Origin of the sequence: Yoonia sp. I 8.24, assembly GCF_022096995.1 — a bacterium.
Classification (GTDB): Bacteria; Pseudomonadota; Alphaproteobacteria; order Rhodobacterales; family Rhodobacteraceae; genus Yoonia.
Genome location: NZ_JACXGQ010000001.1, coordinates 456258 through 476668 on the forward strand (window position 1 = coordinate 456258; position 20411 = coordinate 476668).

Genomic DNA, 20411 nt, shown 5'->3' on the forward strand with positions numbered 1-20411 from the left:
CAAGAAGCGGGCTTGCTGGGTTAGTGAGGAACGTCCTTAAAAACGGGCGCTTTCGAAGTAAGCACGAGTATGGTCCGTGTCTTGCAGTTTATTAGAAGTCAGATCGACAGGCTGTGCCGCCGCTTGCGTTCCAGAAATGGCCACGGCTGCAGCAGTGGGCGCTACCACCCCAAGTTTTAGAAAATCGCGGCGGCTGTTGCCGCCCTCTTTGGTCTGTGCCATCGGATTGTCTCCCTTTGTTGTTTGCTAGCGCGGATTACTCCGCAATCATCCGAAACGCTTCGCGTTCAATGTCCATAAATGCCCGCCCCACAGCGCCCACAGACGCGTAGAAAACCGAATTTTTTGCCCCTGCTAGGTCATCGTAAAAATGCCCAGCCCAAGACCCCACATGCTTGTTAAAGAACGCCTTTTGCGCGTCCAAATCAGCGGCCCCGCCGGTAAATCGGCCAACGATGAGCCCGCCCATCATTTCCATCAAGGACGCGATATTGTCTTCGGGCTCATAGACATTCGGCGCGCGCGCGATCCCGCGCGCTGTCATATCAGCGCGCAAAGCCGCAAGCGGCTTTTCATTTAAAAACCCGGTGAGATAGTAACTGGCAAAGGGCAGTAATTCACCGCGCCCCAATCCAATGAACAAAGCGTTAAATTCGCGCGTGACGGATTTGGGTTTCGTGACGCGCGCAACCTGCGCCAATTGCGTAATCGCCTTCCCCAGATCAGTGTCATCCCCCGCAAGCGCCGCCGATTGCGCCAAAAGCATCTCATCAGGTGGCCCCGACAAAAGTAGCCCCAAAAAATTATAAAGATCGGCGCGCAGCCGATCTTCGGCATCAATGGTGATCTGAATATCAACTGCGGTCATACGGTGGCCTCTTGTGCGAGATCGAACCGCATCCGGCGGCGTGGCGGGGCGCTGATTTCAACCGCGATTTCTGCGACGTTTTCAACTGGGTCTGACACTGGGGCTTCAGCCTCAGCCAGCGCGATCGGGGCGTCAGCGATCTCTTCCTCGGAGGGGGCATCCAGATCTAGGGGCGTTGCAGGCCCTGCCAGTTTTTCGAGATGCGCCATCATGCCCTTGCCGACCTGATAGGCTGTCTGTAAACTTTCGACCACCATCGCATTATCAGTGAAATCCTGCCCGTAATCGACCAAGCCATCAACATTGGCAAGGACAGGGTTAAGCCGCCAAAGCTTACGCAGCGCACGGCGTCGTAAATGATCGGGTACATTCCTGAGCATGAAACCTTTGATGTCATCCCCTGCAACCAGTTGATCAGGATCGGGAAGGTCGAGCGCGGCCAAGACCTCTGCATCGGACATCTCAGAAAAATCAGACTCCGGTGCGGCGCGTTTCTCTGCGGCCTCTGCCTGTGCTTCGGCAGCTACTTGTGCTTTGCGACGGGTCCAGAAGTCTTCGGTCATGCGCGCTCTCCCTTGCGGGTCGGCGCGCGGTAAACATCCGTAAGCTGCGTGATCCGCGCATCACCTATGCCGTCATCCGCACCATCAATCCGCGCCCGGTCCCGGCGGCGCTTGATAAATACTTCTTCTTCGAAATGTGCATCCGCGAAATCACGTACCCAAGCAATCACACCTGCGGGCATCATGATTTTTTCGACGATGTCATCACCATTGTCCGCGTAATCTTGCGCCTCGTAAGGAGAGGCCGTCGCAAGTTTGATGTGAAACGGCTGATCAGCGTCACCGCTTGCGCGCATCACCACATAAATCGCGGGGGCTTTGTCAGCCAGAGCTGTCAGATAGGCTTCACAATCGGCACCGTGCAATTCGAGCAGGACAGTGGCGGCATGAAAATCAGTTGTATTATCTTGATCGCGTAGCTGTGTCCAATCAGCAGGGCCCGCGCCCGGCAAAACAGCCACAGCGCGCCACGCCCATTTCACCCATCGCGTTGTGCCCGGACTGCGCCGCACGACAACGCCAATTGGCATTGATTGAAACTGATGTGGGTTGCGGATCAAAGCTGCCTTCTCCAGAATCTTACCTTAGACTGCACCAAAACCCATCTCAAAAAAAGCATTATTATCACAGAGTTATGCCGCGACGCAGCATGGCGCCTATTATTTTGGGGGTTTCATTCCGGGGCCCGCAGCGCCTAAGTTAAACCGAAATCAGACGACGCAAATCCGGGAATAGTAGTGGCGATGACCATAGGTAAACATTTGATTTTATGTGATTGTTTGGGCAGTCAGAAAATTGATGCCGCGGCCATTTCGGATGCAACGGGATTAGCCTGTTCGCGCGTCCACACAGCGCTGTGCACGCGCGAAATTGACAGCGCGGCAGAGGCATTGCGAGCCGGCGATGCACTTATCGCTTGCGCGCAAGAACAGCAGCGTTTTGAAGAACTTGCCTTTGATATTGGGGTGCAAGAACCACAGTGTTTTGATCTGCGTGATCGGGCCGGTTGGGCCGGTGATGATGCAGGCGCCACGACGGCCAAAATGGCCGCTTTGACCGCGGCGGCTCTGTTGCCGCAGCCCGCCCCAAAACTGCGCGACATCACGTCACAGGGGCAATGTCTGATAATCGGCCCTGAGGAAGTAGCATTAGATGCCGCCAATCAGTTAGCCAACTCACTAAGTATTACCGTTCTCCTTAGCGGCGAGACCGACCCCGTCCCGCAGGCTGCATTCGATGTTATCAAAGGGGACCTCCACCATATGCAGGGAAGCCTCGCGAATTTCACCATTCAGATCAACGCGTTCCAAGAACGCAACCCGGGCGGTCGGGCTGCACCTACATGGTCAGAGCCGCAAGATGGCGCGCGTTCAGTTTGCGACATCATACTTGACCTGACAGGCAACCCTTCGTTGTTTCCCGCGCCTGAAAAGCGCGACGGCTACCTACGCGCTGACCCCAAACACGCGCCGTCCGTAGCAAAGGCCATCTTTGATGCCGCGCAGATGGTCGGGACGTTTGAAAAGCCGCTTTATGTGCAGCTGGAGCCCAGCTTGTGCGCCCATAAGCGCGCAGAAAAAGCCGCCTGTAGCAATTGTTTAGACGCTTGCCCCACTGGCGCAATTACCTCAGTTGGCGATCATGTAGCGATTGATCCGCTGATCTGCGCAGGCTGTGGGGCCTGTGCTGCGCTGTGCCCATCAGGGGCGATTGCCTATGATGCCCCCGCGACGGGTGATATATTCCGGCATATTGAAACGCTGGCCCGCACGTTTCGCAACGCGGGCGGTGAAAATCCACGCCTGTTGGTCCACGACGATCTCCACGGAACGGAGATGATCGCGCTCGCCGCGCGGTTTGGGCGGGGGCTGCCGGCGGATGTGATCCCGATGGATCTGTCAGCGCTTGCGGGTTTCGGTCATGCAGAAATGCTTGCCGCTTTTGGGGCTGGTTTTGCGGATATCCTGGTGTTGGTAGGGCCGAAATCCGACCGCGACACCATCGCGCAAGAAGCCGCCTTAGCGGCAGCGCTTAGCGGACGCGCAGTGCCACTGTTGGACATGGCTGACCCGGATGCGCTGTCTGATTACCTATATGCCGCGCAGGCGTCTGATGCGGTTACCAGCCCAATTTTGCCTCTTGGCACCCGTCGGCAAGTCGCCCGCACTGCGACCAAAGCCTTGCAAGCAGATGCGATCCTTCCCCTGCCCGAAACCGCCCCCTACGGCGCGGTTTTGGTCGATGCCGATGCCTGCACATTATGCCTATCATGCGTGTCATTGTGCCCGTCGGGGGCATTGGCAGACAACCCTGATATGCCGCAGCTCAGATTTCAAGAAGACGCCTGTCTCCAATGTGGGCTGTGCAGCAATATCTGCCCTGAAAAAGCAATCACGCTTGAGCCGCGAATGAACCTGACCGATAGCGCGCTATCACAGGTGGTGCTCAACGAAGAGGAACCCTTTGCCTGTATTACCTGTGGCAGCCTGTTTGGGGTCAAATCCACAATCGAAAAGATCACGGAAAAGCTGGCTGGTAAGCACGCGATGTTCGCCAATCCCGACGCTGCCAAAATGATCCAAATGTGTGACAGCTGCCGCATTCAGGCGCAGTATCACGCGACAGACAATCCGTTTACTGGGGCCGAACGCCCCGCCGTGCGCACCACCGATGATTACCTGTCAAAGCGCAGCGACCATTAACAAGGACCACCACCAATGAGCGATGATTTCAACATGTCGATGCGTAAGTTTCTCAAACAGGTTGGGGTGACTTCCCAGCAAGCAATTGAGACCGCAATGCGTGAAGCCGAAACCGCCGGAAAAACCTTTGAAGCCAAGGTCGTATTACGCATTGATGATCTTGATCTTGAACATGTTGTCATCGGCACAATTACCGGGCAGGACACGTAAGTGAGCATCACACGTGACGCAGTGATTGCGACCCTCAAGACGGTTACAGACCCTGTTTCAGGCGATGATATCATGGCTGCGGGACTTGTGCGGGCCTTGGCTGTTGATGCGGGCAATGCGCGCTTTGTCTTCGAAGTGGCGCCCGCCTTGGCATCCCAAATGGAGCCGGTACGCGCCGCCGCCCAAGCGGCGCTTGAAGCGATGCCCGGCATTGGCGCTGTCTCTGCTGTGATGACCGCGCATAGCACCCCCGCCGCCCCACCGGATTTGAAGCTCGGCAAACCTGCCGCGCCGAAAGGCCCGCAAAAAGTCCCCGGCATCGATCGGATCGTGGCCATTGCATCGGGCAAGGGCGGGGTCGGGAAATCGACGGTCTCGGCCAATCTGGCCTGTGCGCTTGCTGCCGAAGGGAGGCGCGTTGGACTGCTTGACGCTGATGTGTACGGGCCATCGCAACCGCGCATGCTGGGTGTCTCTGGACGGCCCGCCTCGCCTGATGGCAAGACTATTTTGCCAATGCGCAACCACGGCGTCACGATGATGTCGATTGGATTGATGCAAAATGACGATCAGGCCGTCGTCTGGCGTGGGCCAATGCTGATGGGTGCCTTGCAACAAATGATGACGCAGGTGCAATGGGGCGCGCTGGATGTGTTGATCGTTGATTTGCCGCCGGGCACGGGCGATGTGCAAATGACGCTGGCCCAAAAATTTGATCTGTCAGGCGCGATTGTCGTCTCGACACCGCAAGACGTGGCCTTGCTTGATGCGCGCAAAGGTATTGATATGTTTCAACAGCTCGGCACGCCAATCATTGGCATGATCGAAAATATGAGCACACATATCTGTTCAAGCTGCGGCCATGAGGAACATACGTTTGGACATGGCGGCGTAACCGCAGAGGCGGCCAAACTGAATGTACCTTTGCTGGCAGAGCTGCCCCTGCATCTTGATATCCGCTTGGCGGCGGATGGGGGGGCGCCCATTGTGACGTCAAAACCCGATAGTCCCGCCGCCCAAGCGTTTCGCACCATCGCGCGCCAATTGATCGCTGACGGGACGGCATGACCGGACTGCTTTTGCCACCATTGTTTCACGGGGTTGCCACGGTTGAACAGCCAAGCGCGGTCGCCGAACGTATGGCGCGCGCGGGCTGCGATGCAGGCACATTGGTTTATAACCTCTCAGGTGCAGAGCTTCAGGCGGCGATCATCTTTGCCCCCGAAGTGCCATTAGCCCAAGCGATGGCAATGTTGCCCGTCTGCGGGATTGGGTTTCAGAATGCGCTTGGCGCGCTCGCCCCGCCAGAGGTCGCGGTCAATTTGAAATGGGACGGCAGATTGATGGTGAATGGTGCAAGCTGCGGCGCCCTGACGGCCGCAGCCAGCACAAATACCCCCGACGCCCTGCCCGATTGGTTGATTATCTCACTAAGTTTGCCGCTTTGGTCAGCCAATGCCGTGCCGGGTGATACGCCTGATGTGACCGCGCTTTATGACGAAGGTTGCAGTGATATTGCCCCAGCCGATCTGGTCGCAGCATGGGCGCGGCACACGTTGATCTGGGTGAACCAATGGTCCGCCGACGGCGCGCGCGCGATCCACAGCGCCTTTGCCGGTTTGTGGCACAAAGATGGGGCTGATCTGGGGCTTGATCCTGATCTTGGCCTGCTACGTAAATCGAATGGTGCAACCACTCTTACCCCGCTCACAACCTTGCTGGAGCCCGCATGACCGACAGCTATTTTGCCCGCGCGATTCATTTTGACGAAAGCGATCAAATGATTTTTCACACGCCTGCACGCACAGGCGAATGGTGTATTTCAGGCGGGTTTGAGTTTTCGAATTGGTCGCAAGGTGATCTATCTGGCAAGGCCAGACAGGCGTTTGCCAATGGTTGGCTTGGGCTAGAGACCTTTGGCCGGGCCACCGTCGTCGCGATCAGTAAAATCGAAGACGGTGAGCTGGCAGCCTTGACCCACGCGCTTGCCGCGCATTTTGTCAGCCATTACGGTGCCCCTGATATCGCAGCGGCAACCGGCGTGGCCCAAGAAGAAATCGCGCAGATGTCAGCGCTTTGTGCGGATCAAGATCCCAATACATTGTTGATGGTAAGCCGGGAATTGACCGATGCGGGCGTCAAAGAAAGCTACCGCCTCGTGGCACCGCAATCCGCCGGGCTTGATCAATTCGCAATTCACGGATCGCTCGACGACGATCCGCATCAACATTGAGGGCGGGCGCGATCAATTTTGACTAAACTTGATCGCCACCAATTCAAGACCCGGTTTGTGCATTGAAGGTGAACAAGGTCTCGCCATTGATCGTATAGCCATTGATTAGCATCGCAGCATGCTCTCCGGTCAGCCAGTCCTCAAGCGCCAGTGCGACATCGTTTTTCACATGTGGATGCAGTGCCGGGTCAACGGGAATATAGGCGTATTGGTTGAATAGCACGGGGTCGCCTGCAAACAACAAGTCCAGATCAGCTTTGTTCCCAAAGTTCAGCCAGCTTGCGCGGTCGGCGATGATATAGGCATCCATGCCCGCCGCTGTATTCAATGCAGCGCCCATGCCCGCCCCTACAGGCCGATACCAATCGCCGCCGCGCGCCACATCAGCGGCATCCCACAGTGAGAGTTCTTTTTTATGGGTGCCACTGTCGTCGCCGCGGCTGACAAAAATTGCTTCTGTTTGCGCGATACGGGTCAGCGCATCAGCAGCGCTTGTGGCATCAGCGACAGCAGCCGGATCTGCGTTCGGCCCGACAAATACAAAATCATTGTACATGATTTCGCGGCGGTGCGTGCCATAGCCGTTCGCGATAAACGCTTCTTCGGACGCGCGCGAATGCACCAAAATCGCATCCACATCGCCTGCTTCCCCCAAGCGGAGGGCTTGTCCCGTGCCCACCACGAGCAATTGCACTTCAATCCCAGTATCTTCGGCAATTGCGGGTAGCAAGATGTCCGACAAGCCAGAGTTGTGAAACGAGGTTGTTACCGCGACCTTGAGCGTCTGCGCGCTCACTGTGGTTCCTGTTAGTGCCAAAACACAGGCTAAAATACGAATCATTCGACGATATCTCCTCTAAGTAAGGCCGCAGCTTGCGGCGTTTGGGGGGTGTTAAAAAAGGCGTGGGCCGGGCTTTGTTCCGCGATTTGGCCGTTCAAAAGGAACACAACATCCGTGGCCAACCTTTTTGCCTGACCGATATTATGGGTCGCCATGACGATCCGGGTGCCTGCGGCGTTGGCCTTTTGCAAGATGGTTTCGATTTCGCGTGTGGCGCGCCCGTCCAAATTGGCGCAAGGCTCATCAAGGAAAACAATATCGGGTTGGGGGATCAGCGCACGCGCCAAGGCGAGTTTTTGTTTTTCGCCCCCCGAAAGCTGTGGCGCGGGGTGATCCAATGCATCGTCAAGCCCCACGCGCTGCGCCCAGTCCCGCGCAAGCGCAGTGGCCCTCCCCCTTTTGGTGCCTCGGAGCCTCAGCGGATAGATTAGGTTCTCCAAAACACTGCGGCGCAACATAATTGGCGACTGAAACACAAACCCTTGGCGGCGGCGTGCCTCTTGCAGCGGCACCTGCCATCTCTGCTGCCCCTGCGCGAAACGTTCAAGCCCGTGCAGGCTGCGCAGTAACGTCGTCTTGCCAGCCCCATTTGGCCCCATGATGATTGTGAACCCGCTTTGCGAAATGGTCAGATCAACCGGCCCCAACAGGGTCTTTGAGCGCCGTTTAACCACCGCCCCCGACATAACTAGCGGCAAAATTGGTGTCACCATTTACCATCTCTTTCTGTCCGCCCAATCGCATGGATCAGAATGTTCACAGTGACGGCTAAGCCTATCAACACAAAACCCAACCCAAGCGCCAAGGAAAAATCCCCTTTGCCGGTTTCCAAAGCAATCGCCGTGGTCAATACCCGCGTCGCGTGATCGATGTTCCCACCGACAATCATGATTGCGCCCACCTCGCCAATGGCGCGGCCAAATCCGGCCAAGGCCGCTGTCAACAACGCGCGCCGCCCGTCCCAAATCAGGGTCAAAATCCGCTGCCACTTGCTTGTCGACATGGAAATCAACAGATCATGGTATTCCGCCCAAATATCGCGGATCGCCTGATGCGCAATCGATGCGATTAGCGGCGTGACAATAATCACTTGAGCGATGATCATTGCCGTGGGCGTAAACAGTAGCCCCAGCACGCCAAATGGCCCCGAGCGCGACAGCATTAGATAGACAATCAAGCCAACGACAACTGGCGGCAATCCCATCAGCGCGTTGAGCACCGCAATGACAAAACGCCGATATCGAAACCGCCGGATCGCAAGCCACGCCCCAAACGGGAGCGCAAGGCACGACGCAACAATGGTCGCTGTCACCGTCACACGCAGCGACATCAGGGTGATTTCAACCAAATCGGGGTCGAGAGTGACCACCAGCCAAAAGCCAGCACTGATCCCCTCCCATATGTCACCCATGCTAAGTCACCTTGTCCTGCGCTCGGGGCAAGTTTTCATGCAACGCCCACGCATTCAATGAAAATCAATCAGCAATCGTAACTTGACGCGACTTTCGGCTTGCGCGGATAAATGCGCCAATGAACAAAATCGTCAGCACTAAAATCACAGTTGGCGCAGGTGCGCTATCGATAAAAAAGCTAATGTATATGCCAATGAATCCCGAAAGCATCGTCACCGCCACCGCAATTGCCAACATGTAAGAAAACCGATTTGTCAGCAAAAACGCGATGGCCCCCGGCGCGATCAGCAACCCAATCGCAAGGATGATTCCAACCGCTGACAACGTCGCCACGATTGTCATCGAAATCAAGGTCAAAAGCCCATAGTGAAGCCAACCAACGCGCAACCCCACTGCTTGGGCCTGCACCGGGTCAAACGCATGCAGCAACAGATCACGCCGTTTGGCCAAGACCACCAGACCGACGAACCCAGCAATCAGCCCCGCCGTCCAAAGCTCGCCCTTGCTGACCCCCAGCATGTTCCCAAACAGGATATGGTCAAGATGCACATCTGTGGTGATTTTCGTATAAAGCACGATGCCAAACCCAAACATCCCCGAAAACACGATCCCCATGACGGTGTCTTGTTTCACCCGGCTGTTCTCGGCCAGAAACCCAGTCGCTACCGCGCAGACCATACCCGCGCAAAACGCCCCGACAATCAATGGGATATGCAACAGATACGCCAGCACGACACCCGGCAAAACGGCGTGGCTGATCGCGTCGCCCATCAATGACCAGCCCTTTAGCACCAGATAGCACGACAACAGGCTGGTCGGCACCGCGATGATCGCCATCATCAAAAACGCCTTGGTCATAAAGGCAAATTGAAACGGGAAAAGCAGGCTCTCCATCACGTCGCCTTTAGTGCATCTGCGGCGCGGCGACGCGCGGCGAGATACCCGTGTTTAGGTGCGAAAGTGAAAACCGCCAAGAAGATCAGGGTTTGCAAAGTCACAATCAACCCGCCTGTCGCCCCATCGAGGAAATAGCTCAGATAGGCCCCGACAAAGCTGGTCCCTGCCCCAATCGCCACGCTCAGCATGAGCAAGCGCGGGAAACGGTCGGTCAGCAGATAGGCTGTCGCCCCCGGCGTCACTACCATCGCGATCACCAAAAACGCGCCAACAGTTTGCAATGCCGCCACACAGGACGCGGACAGCAGTGTAAAAAACACCGCCTTAAGCAGATCCACACGCAACCCAATGGAGCGTGCATGGGTTTCGTCAAAAAATGTGACCATCAGATCTTTCCACTTGGCCAAAAGCACCGCCAAAGTCACGAACCCGATGATCGCCAACTGCCATGTGTCCGACGGGGTGATCGCCAGAATATTACCCATCGTGATGGTTTCAACGCTGACTGACGTCGGCGAAAGCGACACCATAAACAGGCCAAGCCCAAAGAAAGAGGTAAAGATAATCCCGATGATCGTATCTTCTTTTAGGCCCGATCGTTGGTTTAAAAACAGCATCGACCCTGCGGCCAAGCCGCCCGCGGCAAAGGCCCCCAGCGCAAATGGCAGGCCAAGCATATAGGCTCCGGCGACGCCCGGCACGATCGCGTGTGAAAGTGCATCCCCGATCAAGGACCAGCCTTTGAGCATCAAATAAGCGGATAAAAATGCGCAAACTCCGCCAACCAACGCGCTGACCCACATTGCATTGAACATATAGGCGTAGCTAAACGGTTGCAGCAATGTATCGATCATTTTGCACGGCCTTCATCATACACAACAAAGGGGCGTTCATCATCCGAGATCACGGTGACTTGGCGGCTATCGTCATCATCGTGCAAATCAGAGCCGCCCAAGACAAAGTGCCGTAGCACCCCGCCAAATGCATGTTCTAAATTCTCGCGGGTAAATGTGGTCTCGGTTGGGCCGTAAGCCAGCACCGTTTCTTTGACCAAAATCGTCCGGTCACAAAATTCCGGCACCGACCCAAGGTTATGTGTCGAAACCAGCATCACGCGACCTTCGTCGCGCATGTCGCGCAGCAGCGCGATAATCGCGTCTTCGGTCTGCACGTCAACACCTGTGAAGGGTTCATCTAGCAAGATCACTTTGCCTTCTTGCGCCAATGCACGGGCCAAAAAGACACGTTTGCGCTGGCCACCTGAAAGTTCACCAATTTGGCGGTGCCGAAAATCGACCATGCCGACGCGCGCCAATGCAGCGGTGACCGCCTCTTGATCGGCTTGCTTGGGGCGGCGCAAAAAACCCATGTGGCCATAGCGCCCCATCATGACCACGTCTTCGACCAAGACCGGAAAGGTCCAATCGACCTCTTCGGATTGCGGAACATAGGCCACGATATTTTGGCGCAGGGCCTCTTTCACCGGCATATCAAGCACGCTGATACTGCCACCAGATGCGGGTACGAACCCCATGATCGCCTTAAACAGCGTGGATTTCCCCGCGCCATTGACCCCGACCAAAGCCGCAATCGTGCCTGTGGGAATTTCGAAACTTGCATGGCGCAAAGCGGTATGCCCGTTGCGGTATGTGACCGTCACATCATCTGCGACAATACCATTTGTCATTCCGTTAGGCCTTTTGCGATGGTTTCAGAAGTGACGCGCAGCAGGTCGATATAGGTCGGCACGGGGCCGTCTGTTTCGGTCAGGCTGTCGACATAAAGCACGCCAGCGTAATCGGCATCAGTTTCACGCGCGACCTGTTCGGCAGGTGCCTGCAAGACCGTGCTTTCGCAAAACACCGCGCTGATGTCATGTTCGCGGACCGTGTCAATCACGTTGCGCACCTGTTGCGGCGTGCCTTGCGCATCCGCGTTCATCGGCCAAAGGTAAAGCTCGTGCATTTCAAAATCGCGCGCAAGATAGCTAAATGCGCCTTCGCAGGTCACCAGCCAACGCTCATCTTCGGGAACAGCCAAAATGGCTGCGCGCAGCGGGGCGATGGTCGCTGCGATCTCGGCCTTATAAGCCTCCGCGTTAGCCGTATAGATTTCCGCATTTTCTGGGTCATGCAAAACAAAGGCGTCACGAATGTTATCGACATAGATCAGCGCGCTTTGCAGGCTCATCCAAGCATGCGGGTTTGGTTTGCCTTCATATTCACCCGCCGCAATGCTGATCGGGGTGATCCCATCTGTAAGCGTCACGCTGGGCACATCACCCAGATTATCTAAGAACTGCGCGAACCACAGTTCAAGGTTCATCCCGTTCCACAAAATCAAATCGGCATCATGCGCACGAATAATATCGCGCGGCGTTGGCTGATACCCGTGAATTTCTGCGCCGGGTCTTGTGACGCTTTCGACAATTGCCACATCCCCTGCCACATTGCGCGCCATATCCGCAATCACAGTGAACGTCGTCACGGCTTTGAATTTATCTTCATCCGCGATGGCCGCAGTACCCGACAGCGCAACGATGCCACCCAAAACGATCTGCTTAACAGGATAGTGCATTTCCATGCTCCACTAATTTCTCTTACGACTTGCATATGAGAATAATTCGCAACTGTAAATGAGAATAATTCGCAACTACGTAATTTCTCACGTTAGCCTTTTACGCTGTCATTTTTTGTGCAAATGCCCATTGACGGGGCGGCGCGCCCGCAAAAATTTGCGGTATCCGACCAGATTCACAAAAAATGCGCAGCCAAGCACGATCAAATCGACTAATATAACAGCGCGGGGCAACCAAAGAAGCCTAAAAAACGCCCTTCAAGCAGTCACATTATCCGGATACTTGGATTTTCCGCCTTTCGCGTTGCAAATTGATCTGAGGCCCGTTTTAGTTGGCCTTGAAAATACCAATCCTCGGGGGAGCTGGTTTGTCAGAAGCCAAGAGCGACACGGCGTTCGTAGAATTCGAACGCGTACAAAAAAGTTATGACGGTGAAAATTTGGTCGTAAAAGACCTAAACCTGTCAATGCCTAAGGGCGAATTCCTAACAATGCTAGGGCCATCAGGATCTGGCAAAACCACCTGCCTGATGATGCTCGCTGGGTTTGAAACGGCCACGCATGGTGCGATCCGGCTTGATGGCGTTTCAATCAACAACATCCCACCACACAAACGCGGCATTGGCATGGTGTTCCAAAACTACGCGCTTTTCCCGCATATGACCGTTGCCGAAAACCTGTCCTTCCCGCTTGAAGTGCGCAAAATTGGCAAATCGACCCGCGAAGAAAAAGTCATGCGCGCGCTTGGTATGGTGCAGATGCAAGATTTTGCAGGCCGCCGCCCTGCCCAGCTTTCGGGTGGTCAGCAACAACGGATCGCACTTGCGCGCGCTTTGGTGTTTGAACCTGAACTTGTTTTGATGGATGAACCGCTAGGTGCGCTTGATAAACAATTGCGCGAAACGCTCCAGTTCGAGATCACTAAACTGGCCCATGATTTGGGGATCACCGTTGTTTACGTGACCCACGACCAAACCGAAGCGCTGACAATGTCAGACCGCGTCGCTGTATTTGACGACGGGCGCATTCAGCAGCTTGCCCCACCAGATGAGCTCTATGAAGCACCGCAAAACAGCTTCGTTGCGCAGTTCATTGGCGAAAACAACACGCTAGAAGGTGTTGTGCAGGAAATGCGCGGCGATAGCTGCATTGTGAAACTCGACAGTGGCGATGTTATTGATGCGATGCCTGTCAATGTCAGCAAAGTGGGCGAGCGGACCAAAGTGTCAATCCGTCCAGAACGGGTTGAATTCGACAAGTCCCGTCTGAGCCCCGACGCACATACGCTCAAGGCTGAAGTCCTAGAGTTCATCTATATGGGTGACATTTTCCGGACGCGTCTGCGCGTCGCCGGGACCGACGATTTCGTGATCAAATCACGCAATGCCCCTGATCAGGTCCGCCTGACGCCGGGCAGCCAAATCGAAATTGGCTGGCTTGCACAAGATTGCCGCGCGCTTGATGCGTAACGGCTGAAACAGAGCCTGCCTTCACCCGGAAGGTAGGTTCGCACGTAATAATCCGGGTAAACGAACGGGAGACTAAAATGACTTTGACCAAAGCACTCATGGCCACTTCGGCTCTGACGCTGGCTGGTTCGACAGCTATCGCAGACGGCCACATGGCCGACGAAATGACCATCGTTAGCTGGGGTGGCGCATATTCTGCATCACAACAGGCCGCCTACCACGACCCCTATTCCGAAAACACTGGCGTCACCATCATCAACGATGAAAGTTCAAACGAAGCAGTTGCGAAACTGCGTGCGATGAACGAAGCGGGCAATATCACATGGGATGTTGTCGACGTTGTGGCATCTGACGCAATCCGTCTTTGCGACGAAGGCCTTGCGCTGGAAATCGACGCTGACGAACAACTTGCCCCAGGCGATGACGGCTCTTCTGCCTCTGACGACTTTGGCGATCTGCTTGTATCTGACTGCTTTATCCCGCAGATCGTGTATTCGACAACTGCTGGTTACCGCACAGATATGGTTGGTGACACGCCACCAACATCCATCTGCGCGATGTTCGATCTTGAAGCTTATCCAGGCATGCGTTCGCTTGAAAAGCGCCCAATCAACAACATGGAATGGGCGTTGCTTTGTGACGGCGTTGCAAAAGAAGACGTCTATGACGTTCTCGAAACAGAAGAAGGCCAAGCACAGGCATTCGCCAAGCTTGACACGATCAAAGACAGCGTTGTTTGGTGGTCTGCTGGTGCAGATACCCCGCAATTGTTGGCTGACGGCGAAGTCGTCATGGGCACAACATATAATGGTCGTCTGTTCAGCCTGATCGAAGAACAAGACCAGCCCGTCGCCATGCTGTGGGACGCGCAAGTGTTCGACCTTGACGGTTGGATCATCCCAGCGGGTCTCAGCCCAGAGCGCGAAGCACGCGCGTTGGACTACATCTACTTTGCGACAGACACACAGCGTCTTGCTGACCAAGCGAAATATATCTCTTACGGTCCAGCACGTGCATCATCTGCGCCTTTGGTTGGTCAGCACGCAACATTGGGTATCGACATGGCACCACATATGCCAACCGACCCTGCGAACGCGACAAACACCTTCTTGTATAACTACGAGTGGTGGGCTGATTACCGCGACGATCTGGATGCAAAATTCCAGAGCTGGCTCGCACAATAAGCCTTAGCATCTGCGCAAGGTGGGGCAACCTGCCTTGCGCATATTTCATCCACGGGAATTCAAGATGCCAAAAGGCTATATCATCGGCCATATCACGGTGAACAATCCTGACGCTTATCAGGAATACATTACCCGAGACACGCCCATGATCGCAGCCCACGGTGGCAAACCAATCGTCCGTGGTGGCCCAAGCGAAGTGCCCGAAGGGGCCCAGCTTGACCGCCATGTGATCTTTGAATTTCCAGACTACGCAAGCGCCAAGGCGCTATATTATTCCAAAGAATACCAAGAGGTCGCGCGTATCCGCCGCGAAAACGCAACAAGCATGATCATCTTGGTCGAAGGGGTTTAGAACACATGGCAGAGCAAGTCCTCGCCGCAGATGGCACACCACTTAAGGCGAGCCTTAATCGCGCATTGCGCCGCCAAAAGATGCGCGCGCTGGTCCTGATTTTACCTCTTCTTCTGTTTATTCTGGCGACATTCATCTACCCCATCGGGCAAATGCTGTTCCGTTCGGTCGAAAACGGTATTGTGAGCGAAACCATCCCGCGCACCGTTGTCGCCCTTGATGACTGGGACACGCAGGAAAATGATCTTCCCCCTGCCACGGTATTTGACGCGCTTGCCAAGGATTTGGCAGTCGCGGTTGAGCTTAAAGAACACACACGTTTGGGCAGCCGGCTGAACTACGAACTGTCAGGTATTTCATCGCTGTTCCGTAAAACGGGCCGCCGGGTTGATGATATTGGCGAAATTTACACGGACCAATTGGTAGCACTTGATCCAGCATGGGAAGATCCGGCCACATGGGTCACGTTGATGGCGGACCCCGACTGGATTGCCGCACAAGCCGCATGGGACGGTGAAGGAGATGAACCCGCCTTTGTCGTGTCAGCCACAGCGATTGACATGCTGCCCCAAACTGCCGACATCTATGCCGATTTCGCCCGCGTCATCCAATCTGGAGACAATGATAGTCCCACCGAAGAAGAACCGTGGCACATCGTATCCTTGGCGCTTTACCAAGATTTGATTGCTTCGCCCTCCGTCGACATTCCCGGCCCGCTTGCCGGTCTTGTGAGCACGGCTGCGGCTGCGGCGCCGAGCTTTGAAACTGAAGACGTCATCGCGACATTTACCGATGTTGACGACGATTGGCAAAACCCTGAAGTTTGGGAAACCATCTATACTTATAGCCCGGCTTACACGAACGGCTATTTCTTGAACGCGATTGATTTGCAAAAGACCACAGACGGAATCGAGTGGCAGCCCGAGAACGAACAAGTCTACCTGACCTTGTTTTTGCGCACGATGATCATGTCGATGACCATCACCATCAGCTGCATTTTGCTGGGCTACCCTGTCGCTTGGATGCTTGCGAATCTGCCGGCACGCAAAGCCAACCTTTTGATGATCCTTGTGCTGCTGCCGTTCTGGACATCTTTGCTGGTACGGACATCTGCATGGAAAGTGCTGCTGCAAAACCAAGGGGTCATCAACGACCTGCTAGTCTGGGTTGGGTTCATTGCCGATGACAACCGGCTTGCCCTGATCAACAACGCCACAGGTACCGTGATTGCGATGACGCATATCTTGCTACCCTTTATGATCTTGCCGCTTTATTCCGTGATGCAGACCATTCCGATCAGCTACCTGCGTGCGGCCAAATCACTGGGCGCAACCAATTGGACTGCCTTCTGGCGCGTTTATTTCCCGCAATCTGTGCCAGGTATTGGCGCGGGGTCGATCCTCGTGTTCATCTTGTCGATTGGCTACTACATCACGCCGGAAATCGTGGGTGGGACCAAAGGTGTCTTTATCTCGAACCGGATCGCTTATCACATCTCAAGCTCGCTTAACTGGGGCTTGGCCGCCGCACTGGGCGCAATCCTTCTGGCTATCGTTCTAGCGCTTTATTGGGCCTACGATCGGATCGTCGGCATCGACAACGTGAAACTAGGAGGCTGATCAGATGAGCTTGCCAATCTATGCAACCACCGGTCAAAAGATCTGGTACTACAGCTTTCGTGTGATCGTCGGGTTGATCCTGTTCTTCTTGATCGCCCCGATTATCATCATCATTCCGTTGTCGTTCAACGCCCAAGACTTCTTTACCTTCACGCCAGAGATGTTGGCGCTGGACCCGGAAGGCTATTCGCTCAAACACTACCGCGACTTCTTTTCTAACCAGGACTGGATCCGCCCGCTGAAGAACTCGTTGATCATTGCGCCCTTTGCGACGATTATCTCGGTTTCATTGGGCACATTGGCAGCCATCGGTCTGTCACAATCACACGTACCGTTCCGGCGTGGGATCATGGCGATTTTGATTTCACCGATGATTGTACCGCTGATCATTTCAGCGACAGGCATGTTCTTTTTCTACAGCCAAATGGGTCTGTGGATGGAAAACACGTTCGGGATTTCAAAATCGCTTTCGGGCTATATCAAAGTGATCTTGGCACATGCAGCACTTGGTATTCCATTCGTGATTATTACTGTGACCGCAACGCTCGTCGGGTTTGATCAATCGCTGACGCGGGCCGCGGCCAATATGGGCGCGACACCAACGGTTACGTTTTTTCGGGTACAGATGCCGCTGATCCTGCCCGGCGTGATTTCAGGTGGGCTGTTCGCCTTTATCACATCATTTGACGAAGTCGTCGTCGTGCTATTCGTTGGCGCCGCGGCCCAGAAAACTCTGCCTTGGCAAATGTTCACAGGGCTGCGCGAACAGATCAGCCCAACAATCCTTGCGGTGGCAACTGTTCTTGTTGGCATTTCAATCTTGCTGCTGGCAACGGTTGAACTGCTACGGCGGCGGTCGGAACGGCTGCGCGGCATGTCACCAACCTAAGTACCGTTGACAGATGAGTGCACAAAGGCAGACCCATCCGGGTCTGCCTTTTGCGTTAGGGAAGGATATGCAACCAGGTCCAGACCGTGATAATTGACAACCCGGTCCCCATCAGCACCGCTGATGCTGCGACCCGCTTGGCCCGGCCATACATATTGGCGAACACATAGGCATTGATCCCCGGCGCCATCGCACTGGTCATCACCGCAGAGCGTGAAGCAGATAGGCTAAGATCGTTGAAATCCGCCAACAACCAGACGATGACCGGGTGCATCACCAATGAGATCGAGACAACAAACATGATCGCCCGCATGTCACCTTCGGGGCGGTAGTGATACAGCACCCCACCAAGGCCAAACAGCGCCGCAGGCAAGGCCGCGCGCGCAATCAATCCAACCGCATCATTCAAGACATGTGGCACATGCACACCGCCAAGGTTCACAACGAACCCGAGGCTGACACCAATAATTAACGCGTTGCTAAACATCGCTTTGAGCACCTTGCGCGGCAGGGCCGCAACACTGCCGCCCCAATTGCGCGCGATCTCCATCGCGGTGATCCCAACGCCGTAACAAAACGGCGAATGAATGGCGATGATCGCATAGTTCGCTTCAAGCGCGTCGGGGCCATAGGCGCGTTCCGTGATCGGCACCCCTAATAGCAAAGAGTTCGAAAACAATCCGCAGAACCCGAAGACCACGCAGTCTTGCCAGTCACGCTTGAACAAGACACGCCCGCCCACGAACCCAATGAAGAACCCCGCCAGCGCCCCTGTATAGAATGACCCTAACAGAGCGAGGTCAAAGTTTTGCTCTAAATCCAACGTTGAAATCGCGGTAAATAGTAGACAAGGGATCGCGAACCCTTGGCTGAACTTCATCAACCCGTCGACGCCGCTTTCGGAAAAATAGCCTTTCCAGACGGCCAGATACCCAAACCCGATCACCAAGAATACGGGCATGATAACGTCGATCAATGCGCTCATGCGGCTGGTCCTTTGGGTTAGGTGACGTCAAACGTTAGTGTCATACCATCATAGGCTGGCTGCACATGCGCGGGGGTTTCAGCGGCAACCGCCGCGAAATCCAGATCATTATGCATATTTGTCAGCACTGCCTGTTTTGGCCGCAGTTCTGCTATCCAATTCAGCGTTTGTTCAAGGTGTGCATGGGACGGGTGCGGCGTGCGGCGCAACGCGTCGATGATCCAACACGCGAGCCCATCTAGCTTGGCCCACGCCGGATCAGGGATCGCGGACACATCAGGGATATAGGCCACATCGTCGAACCTAAACCCAAGCGCGTCAATCCCGCCATGCGTGACCGTAAACGGGGTGAGCGTGATTGCGCCCCCTGCCCCGGTGATCGTGACATCGCCGTCCATCTCATGCAGCTTGCAAATCGGCGGATAAGAAGAACCTTCAGGCGTTTCAAAGATATAACCAAACCGATCACGCAGCGCTTTGGCGGTGTCAGGATCGGCCCAAACAGGTAGCATTTCGCGCGTGTTAAAAACGATCATGCGCAGGTCATCGATCCCATGCACATGGTCTGCATGGGCATGGGTATAAATCACAGCGTCCAAGGTCCCAACACCTGCGTCTAGCAGCTGGTTCCGTAGATCTGGCGAGGTATCAATTAAGACCTTCGTTTCACCCTGCCCGTTTGATCGGGTCAGTAGAATTGAGCACCGCTGCCTGCGGTTTTTGGGGTTATCCGGGTCGCAATCCCCCCACAGCCCGCCCAAACGCGGCACACCGCCCGACGATCCACAGCCTAAAATGGTCACTGTGAGAGTGTCGCTCATGCGCGTGCTTTCCAGAACAGCCGATCAAAATTCGCAGTGGTTTGCCGCGCAAAATCCGCGTAATCCATGCCGAACGCTTCGGCACCTACCTTTGCGGTCAGTGCAGAAAACGCGGGTTCATTACGCTTGCCCCGGTGCGGTGGCGGCGCAAGGTAGGGGCTGTCGGTTTCCACCAAAATTCGGTCAATAGGGGCAGCCACGAAAATATCGCGCAGCTCTTGGCTTTTGGGAAAGGCCGCGATGCCAGACATCGACAAATAAAACCCGAGATCAAGCGCTGCGGTCGCAAGCGCGGCAGAGCTGGAAAAACAATGCATCACGCATGAATAGGCCCCGTTTGCATATTCTTCGGCCAGAATACGCGCCATATCGTCGTCGGCGGCCCGTGCATGGATAATTAGCGGCAGTTTAGTTTCGCGCGCCGCAGCGATATGCACACGCAGGCTTTGTTGCTGAATATCCATGCTTTTGGCGGTGTAGTGATAATCGAGCCCGGTTTCGCCGATGCCCACAAATTTCGGATGCGCAGAGAGCGCCACCAATTCATCGACAGTCGCTAGTGGCTCTTCTGCGGCGCTCATCGGGTGGGTGCCTGCGGCATAGAAAACAGGGGCGAATTCTTCGGCGATGGCGCGCACTTGGGGCTCCAACCGAAGGCGCGTGCAGATCGTCACCATACGCTCAACCCCGGCGTCCAGCGCGCGCTGGATCACATCAGGGCGTTCCGCATCAAAATCGGGGAAATCGAGATGGCAATGGCTATCGACGATGGTGGGCTGTGTCATTGGG

General features: G+C 55.2%; 23 protein-coding genes and 1 pseudogene. 10 read left to right on the forward strand and 14 right to left on the reverse strand.

The genetic code is table 11. The features are described 5' to 3' along the window. Positions 1-36: 36 nt before the first annotated feature. Genes Yoon_RS02335 through Yoon_RS02350 form a run of 4 tightly spaced genes read right to left on the reverse strand, consistent with a single transcriptional unit; the run spans position 37 to position 1991 of the window. Positions 37-222, reverse strand: a complete 186-nt coding sequence (locus tag Yoon_RS02335; RefSeq protein ID WP_238109785.1) for a twin-arginine translocation signal domain-containing protein — start codon at positions 220-222, stop codon at positions 37-39. 34 nt (positions 223-256) lie between these two features. After that, positions 257-868 carry a molecular chaperone gene (locus Yoon_RS02340; RefSeq protein WP_238109786.1) on the reverse strand — a complete coding sequence of 204 codons (612 nt, stop codon included), beginning with the start codon at positions 866-868 and terminating at the stop codon, positions 257-259. Next, positions 865-1431: a DUF3306 domain-containing protein gene (locus Yoon_RS02345; RefSeq protein ID WP_238109787.1), complete on the reverse strand. Its 567-nt coding sequence runs from the start codon at positions 1429-1431 to the stop codon at positions 865-867. The genes Yoon_RS02340 and Yoon_RS02345 overlap by 4 nt, the downstream gene beginning before the upstream one ends. After that, positions 1428-1991, reverse strand: coding sequence for a DUF3305 domain-containing protein (locus Yoon_RS02350; RefSeq protein ID WP_370642078.1), 564 nt, complete (start codon positions 1989-1991; stop codon positions 1428-1430). Before Yoon_RS02350 ends, Yoon_RS02345 begins: the two co-directional genes overlap by 4 nt. A 189-nt stretch (positions 1992-2180) precedes the next feature. Between Yoon_RS02350 and Yoon_RS02355 the strand changes: the two genes are divergently transcribed. Genes Yoon_RS02355 through Yoon_RS02375 form a run of 5 tightly spaced genes read left to right on the forward strand, consistent with a single transcriptional unit; the run spans position 2181 to position 6576 of the window. After that, positions 2181-4133 (forward strand): 4Fe-4S binding protein, encoded by a 1953-nt coding sequence (locus Yoon_RS02355; protein ID WP_238109992.1) that lies wholly within the window; start codon positions 2181-2183, stop codon positions 4131-4133. Between the two features lie 15 nt (positions 4134-4148). Beyond that, positions 4149-4343 carry a DUF6494 family protein gene (locus tag Yoon_RS02360; protein ID WP_238109788.1) on the forward strand — a complete coding sequence of 65 codons (195 nt, stop codon included), beginning with the start codon at positions 4149-4151 and terminating at the stop codon, positions 4341-4343. Continuing rightward, positions 4344-5411: an Mrp/NBP35 family ATP-binding protein gene (locus Yoon_RS02365; RefSeq protein WP_238109789.1), complete on the forward strand. Its 1068-nt coding sequence runs from the start codon at positions 4344-4346 to the stop codon at positions 5409-5411. Further along, positions 5408-6076 carry a biotin/lipoate--protein ligase family protein gene (locus tag Yoon_RS02370; protein WP_238109790.1) on the forward strand — a complete coding sequence of 223 codons (669 nt, stop codon included), beginning with the start codon at positions 5408-5410 and terminating at the stop codon, positions 6074-6076. The genes Yoon_RS02365 and Yoon_RS02370 overlap by 4 nt, the downstream gene beginning before the upstream one ends. Then, the gene (locus tag Yoon_RS02375; protein WP_238109792.1) at positions 6073-6576 is read left to right on the forward strand and encodes a DUF6505 family protein; all 504 of its coding nucleotides are present in this window, start codon (positions 6073-6075) and stop codon (positions 6574-6576) included. Before Yoon_RS02370 ends, Yoon_RS02375 begins: the two co-directional genes overlap by 4 nt. A gap of 43 nt (positions 6577-6619) precedes the next feature. Here the strand turns inward: Yoon_RS02375 and Yoon_RS02380 are convergent, their stop codons facing one another. The 7 genes from Yoon_RS02380 to Yoon_RS02410 all read right to left on the reverse strand — a co-directional run bounded on the left by Yoon_RS02380 (position 6620) and on the right by Yoon_RS02410 (position 12303). Next, complete coding sequence (locus tag Yoon_RS02380) at positions 6620-7417, reverse strand: substrate-binding domain-containing protein (RefSeq protein ID WP_238109793.1); 798 nt, start codon at positions 7415-7417, stop codon at positions 6620-6622. Beyond that, a complete protein-coding gene (locus Yoon_RS02385) occupies positions 7414-8130 on the reverse strand; it encodes an ATP-binding cassette domain-containing protein (protein ID WP_238109794.1) in 717 nt (238 codons plus the stop codon). Before Yoon_RS02385 ends, Yoon_RS02380 begins: the two co-directional genes overlap by 4 nt. Beyond that, the gene (locus Yoon_RS02390) at positions 8124-8828 is read right to left on the reverse strand and encodes an ABC transporter permease (RefSeq protein WP_238109795.1); all 705 of its coding nucleotides are present in this window, start codon (positions 8826-8828) and stop codon (positions 8124-8126) included. The genes Yoon_RS02385 and Yoon_RS02390 overlap by 7 nt, the downstream gene beginning before the upstream one ends. A 64-nt stretch (positions 8829-8892) precedes the next feature. Next, the gene (locus tag Yoon_RS02395) at positions 8893-9723 is read right to left on the reverse strand and encodes a metal ABC transporter permease (protein WP_304957293.1); all 831 of its coding nucleotides are present in this window, start codon (positions 9721-9723) and stop codon (positions 8893-8895) included. Then, on the reverse strand, positions 9723-10580 hold the full coding sequence (locus Yoon_RS02400) for a metal ABC transporter permease (protein WP_238109796.1): 858 nt from the start codon (positions 10578-10580) through the stop codon (positions 9723-9725). The genes Yoon_RS02395 and Yoon_RS02400 overlap by 1 nt, the downstream gene beginning before the upstream one ends. After that, entirely contained in the window at positions 10577-11413 is an 837-nt protein-coding gene (locus Yoon_RS02405; protein ID WP_238109797.1) for a manganese/iron ABC transporter ATP-binding protein, read from the reverse strand. Before Yoon_RS02405 ends, Yoon_RS02400 begins: the two co-directional genes overlap by 4 nt. Then, positions 11410-12303, reverse strand: a complete 894-nt coding sequence (locus tag Yoon_RS02410; RefSeq protein ID WP_304957294.1) for a metal ABC transporter substrate-binding protein — start codon at positions 12301-12303, stop codon at positions 11410-11412. The genes Yoon_RS02405 and Yoon_RS02410 overlap by 4 nt, the downstream gene beginning before the upstream one ends. A gap of 368 nt (positions 12304-12671) precedes the next feature. On the opposite strand from Yoon_RS02410, the gene Yoon_RS02415 reads away from it, so the two are divergent. The 5 genes and pseudogenes from Yoon_RS02415 to Yoon_RS02435 form a co-directional block, all read left to right on the forward strand. Next, complete coding sequence (locus Yoon_RS02415; protein ID WP_238109799.1) at positions 12672-13772, forward strand: ABC transporter ATP-binding protein; 1101 nt, start codon at positions 12672-12674, stop codon at positions 13770-13772. Between the two features lie 77 nt (positions 13773-13849). Then, positions 13850-14956, forward strand: coding sequence for an extracellular solute-binding protein (locus Yoon_RS02420; RefSeq protein WP_238109800.1), 1107 nt, complete (start codon positions 13850-13852; stop codon positions 14954-14956). A gap of 64 nt (positions 14957-15020) precedes the next feature. Next, the gene (locus Yoon_RS02425) at positions 15021-15308 is read left to right on the forward strand and encodes a DUF1330 domain-containing protein (RefSeq protein WP_238109802.1); all 288 of its coding nucleotides are present in this window, start codon (positions 15021-15023) and stop codon (positions 15306-15308) included. A gap of 5 nt (positions 15309-15313) precedes the next feature. Beyond that, positions 15314-16927 (forward strand): ABC transporter permease, encoded by a 1614-nt coding sequence (locus Yoon_RS02430; protein WP_238109804.1) that lies wholly within the window; start codon positions 15314-15316, stop codon positions 16925-16927. 10 nt (positions 16928-16937) lie between these two features. Then, positions 16938-17816: pseudogene (locus tag Yoon_RS02435) on the forward strand (ABC transporter permease); the annotation flags it as partial. A gap of 55 nt (positions 17817-17871) precedes the next feature. Here the strand turns inward: Yoon_RS02435 and Yoon_RS02440 are convergent. The 3 genes from Yoon_RS02440 to Yoon_RS02450 are packed head-to-tail and all read right to left on the reverse strand — an operon-like array spanning position 17872 to position 20407. Next, complete coding sequence (locus Yoon_RS02440) at positions 17872-18801, reverse strand: AEC family transporter (protein WP_238109806.1); 930 nt, start codon at positions 18799-18801, stop codon at positions 17872-17874. Positions 18802-18818: 17 nt separating this feature from the next. Continuing rightward, positions 18819-19622: an MBL fold metallo-hydrolase gene (locus Yoon_RS02445; RefSeq protein ID WP_238109807.1), complete on the reverse strand. Its 804-nt coding sequence runs from the start codon at positions 19620-19622 to the stop codon at positions 18819-18821. Further along, positions 19619-20407 (reverse strand): TatD family hydrolase, encoded by a 789-nt coding sequence (locus Yoon_RS02450; RefSeq protein ID WP_238109809.1) that lies wholly within the window; start codon positions 20405-20407, stop codon positions 19619-19621. Before Yoon_RS02450 ends, Yoon_RS02445 begins: the two co-directional genes overlap by 4 nt. Between the last annotated feature and the right edge of the window lie 4 nt (positions 20408-20411).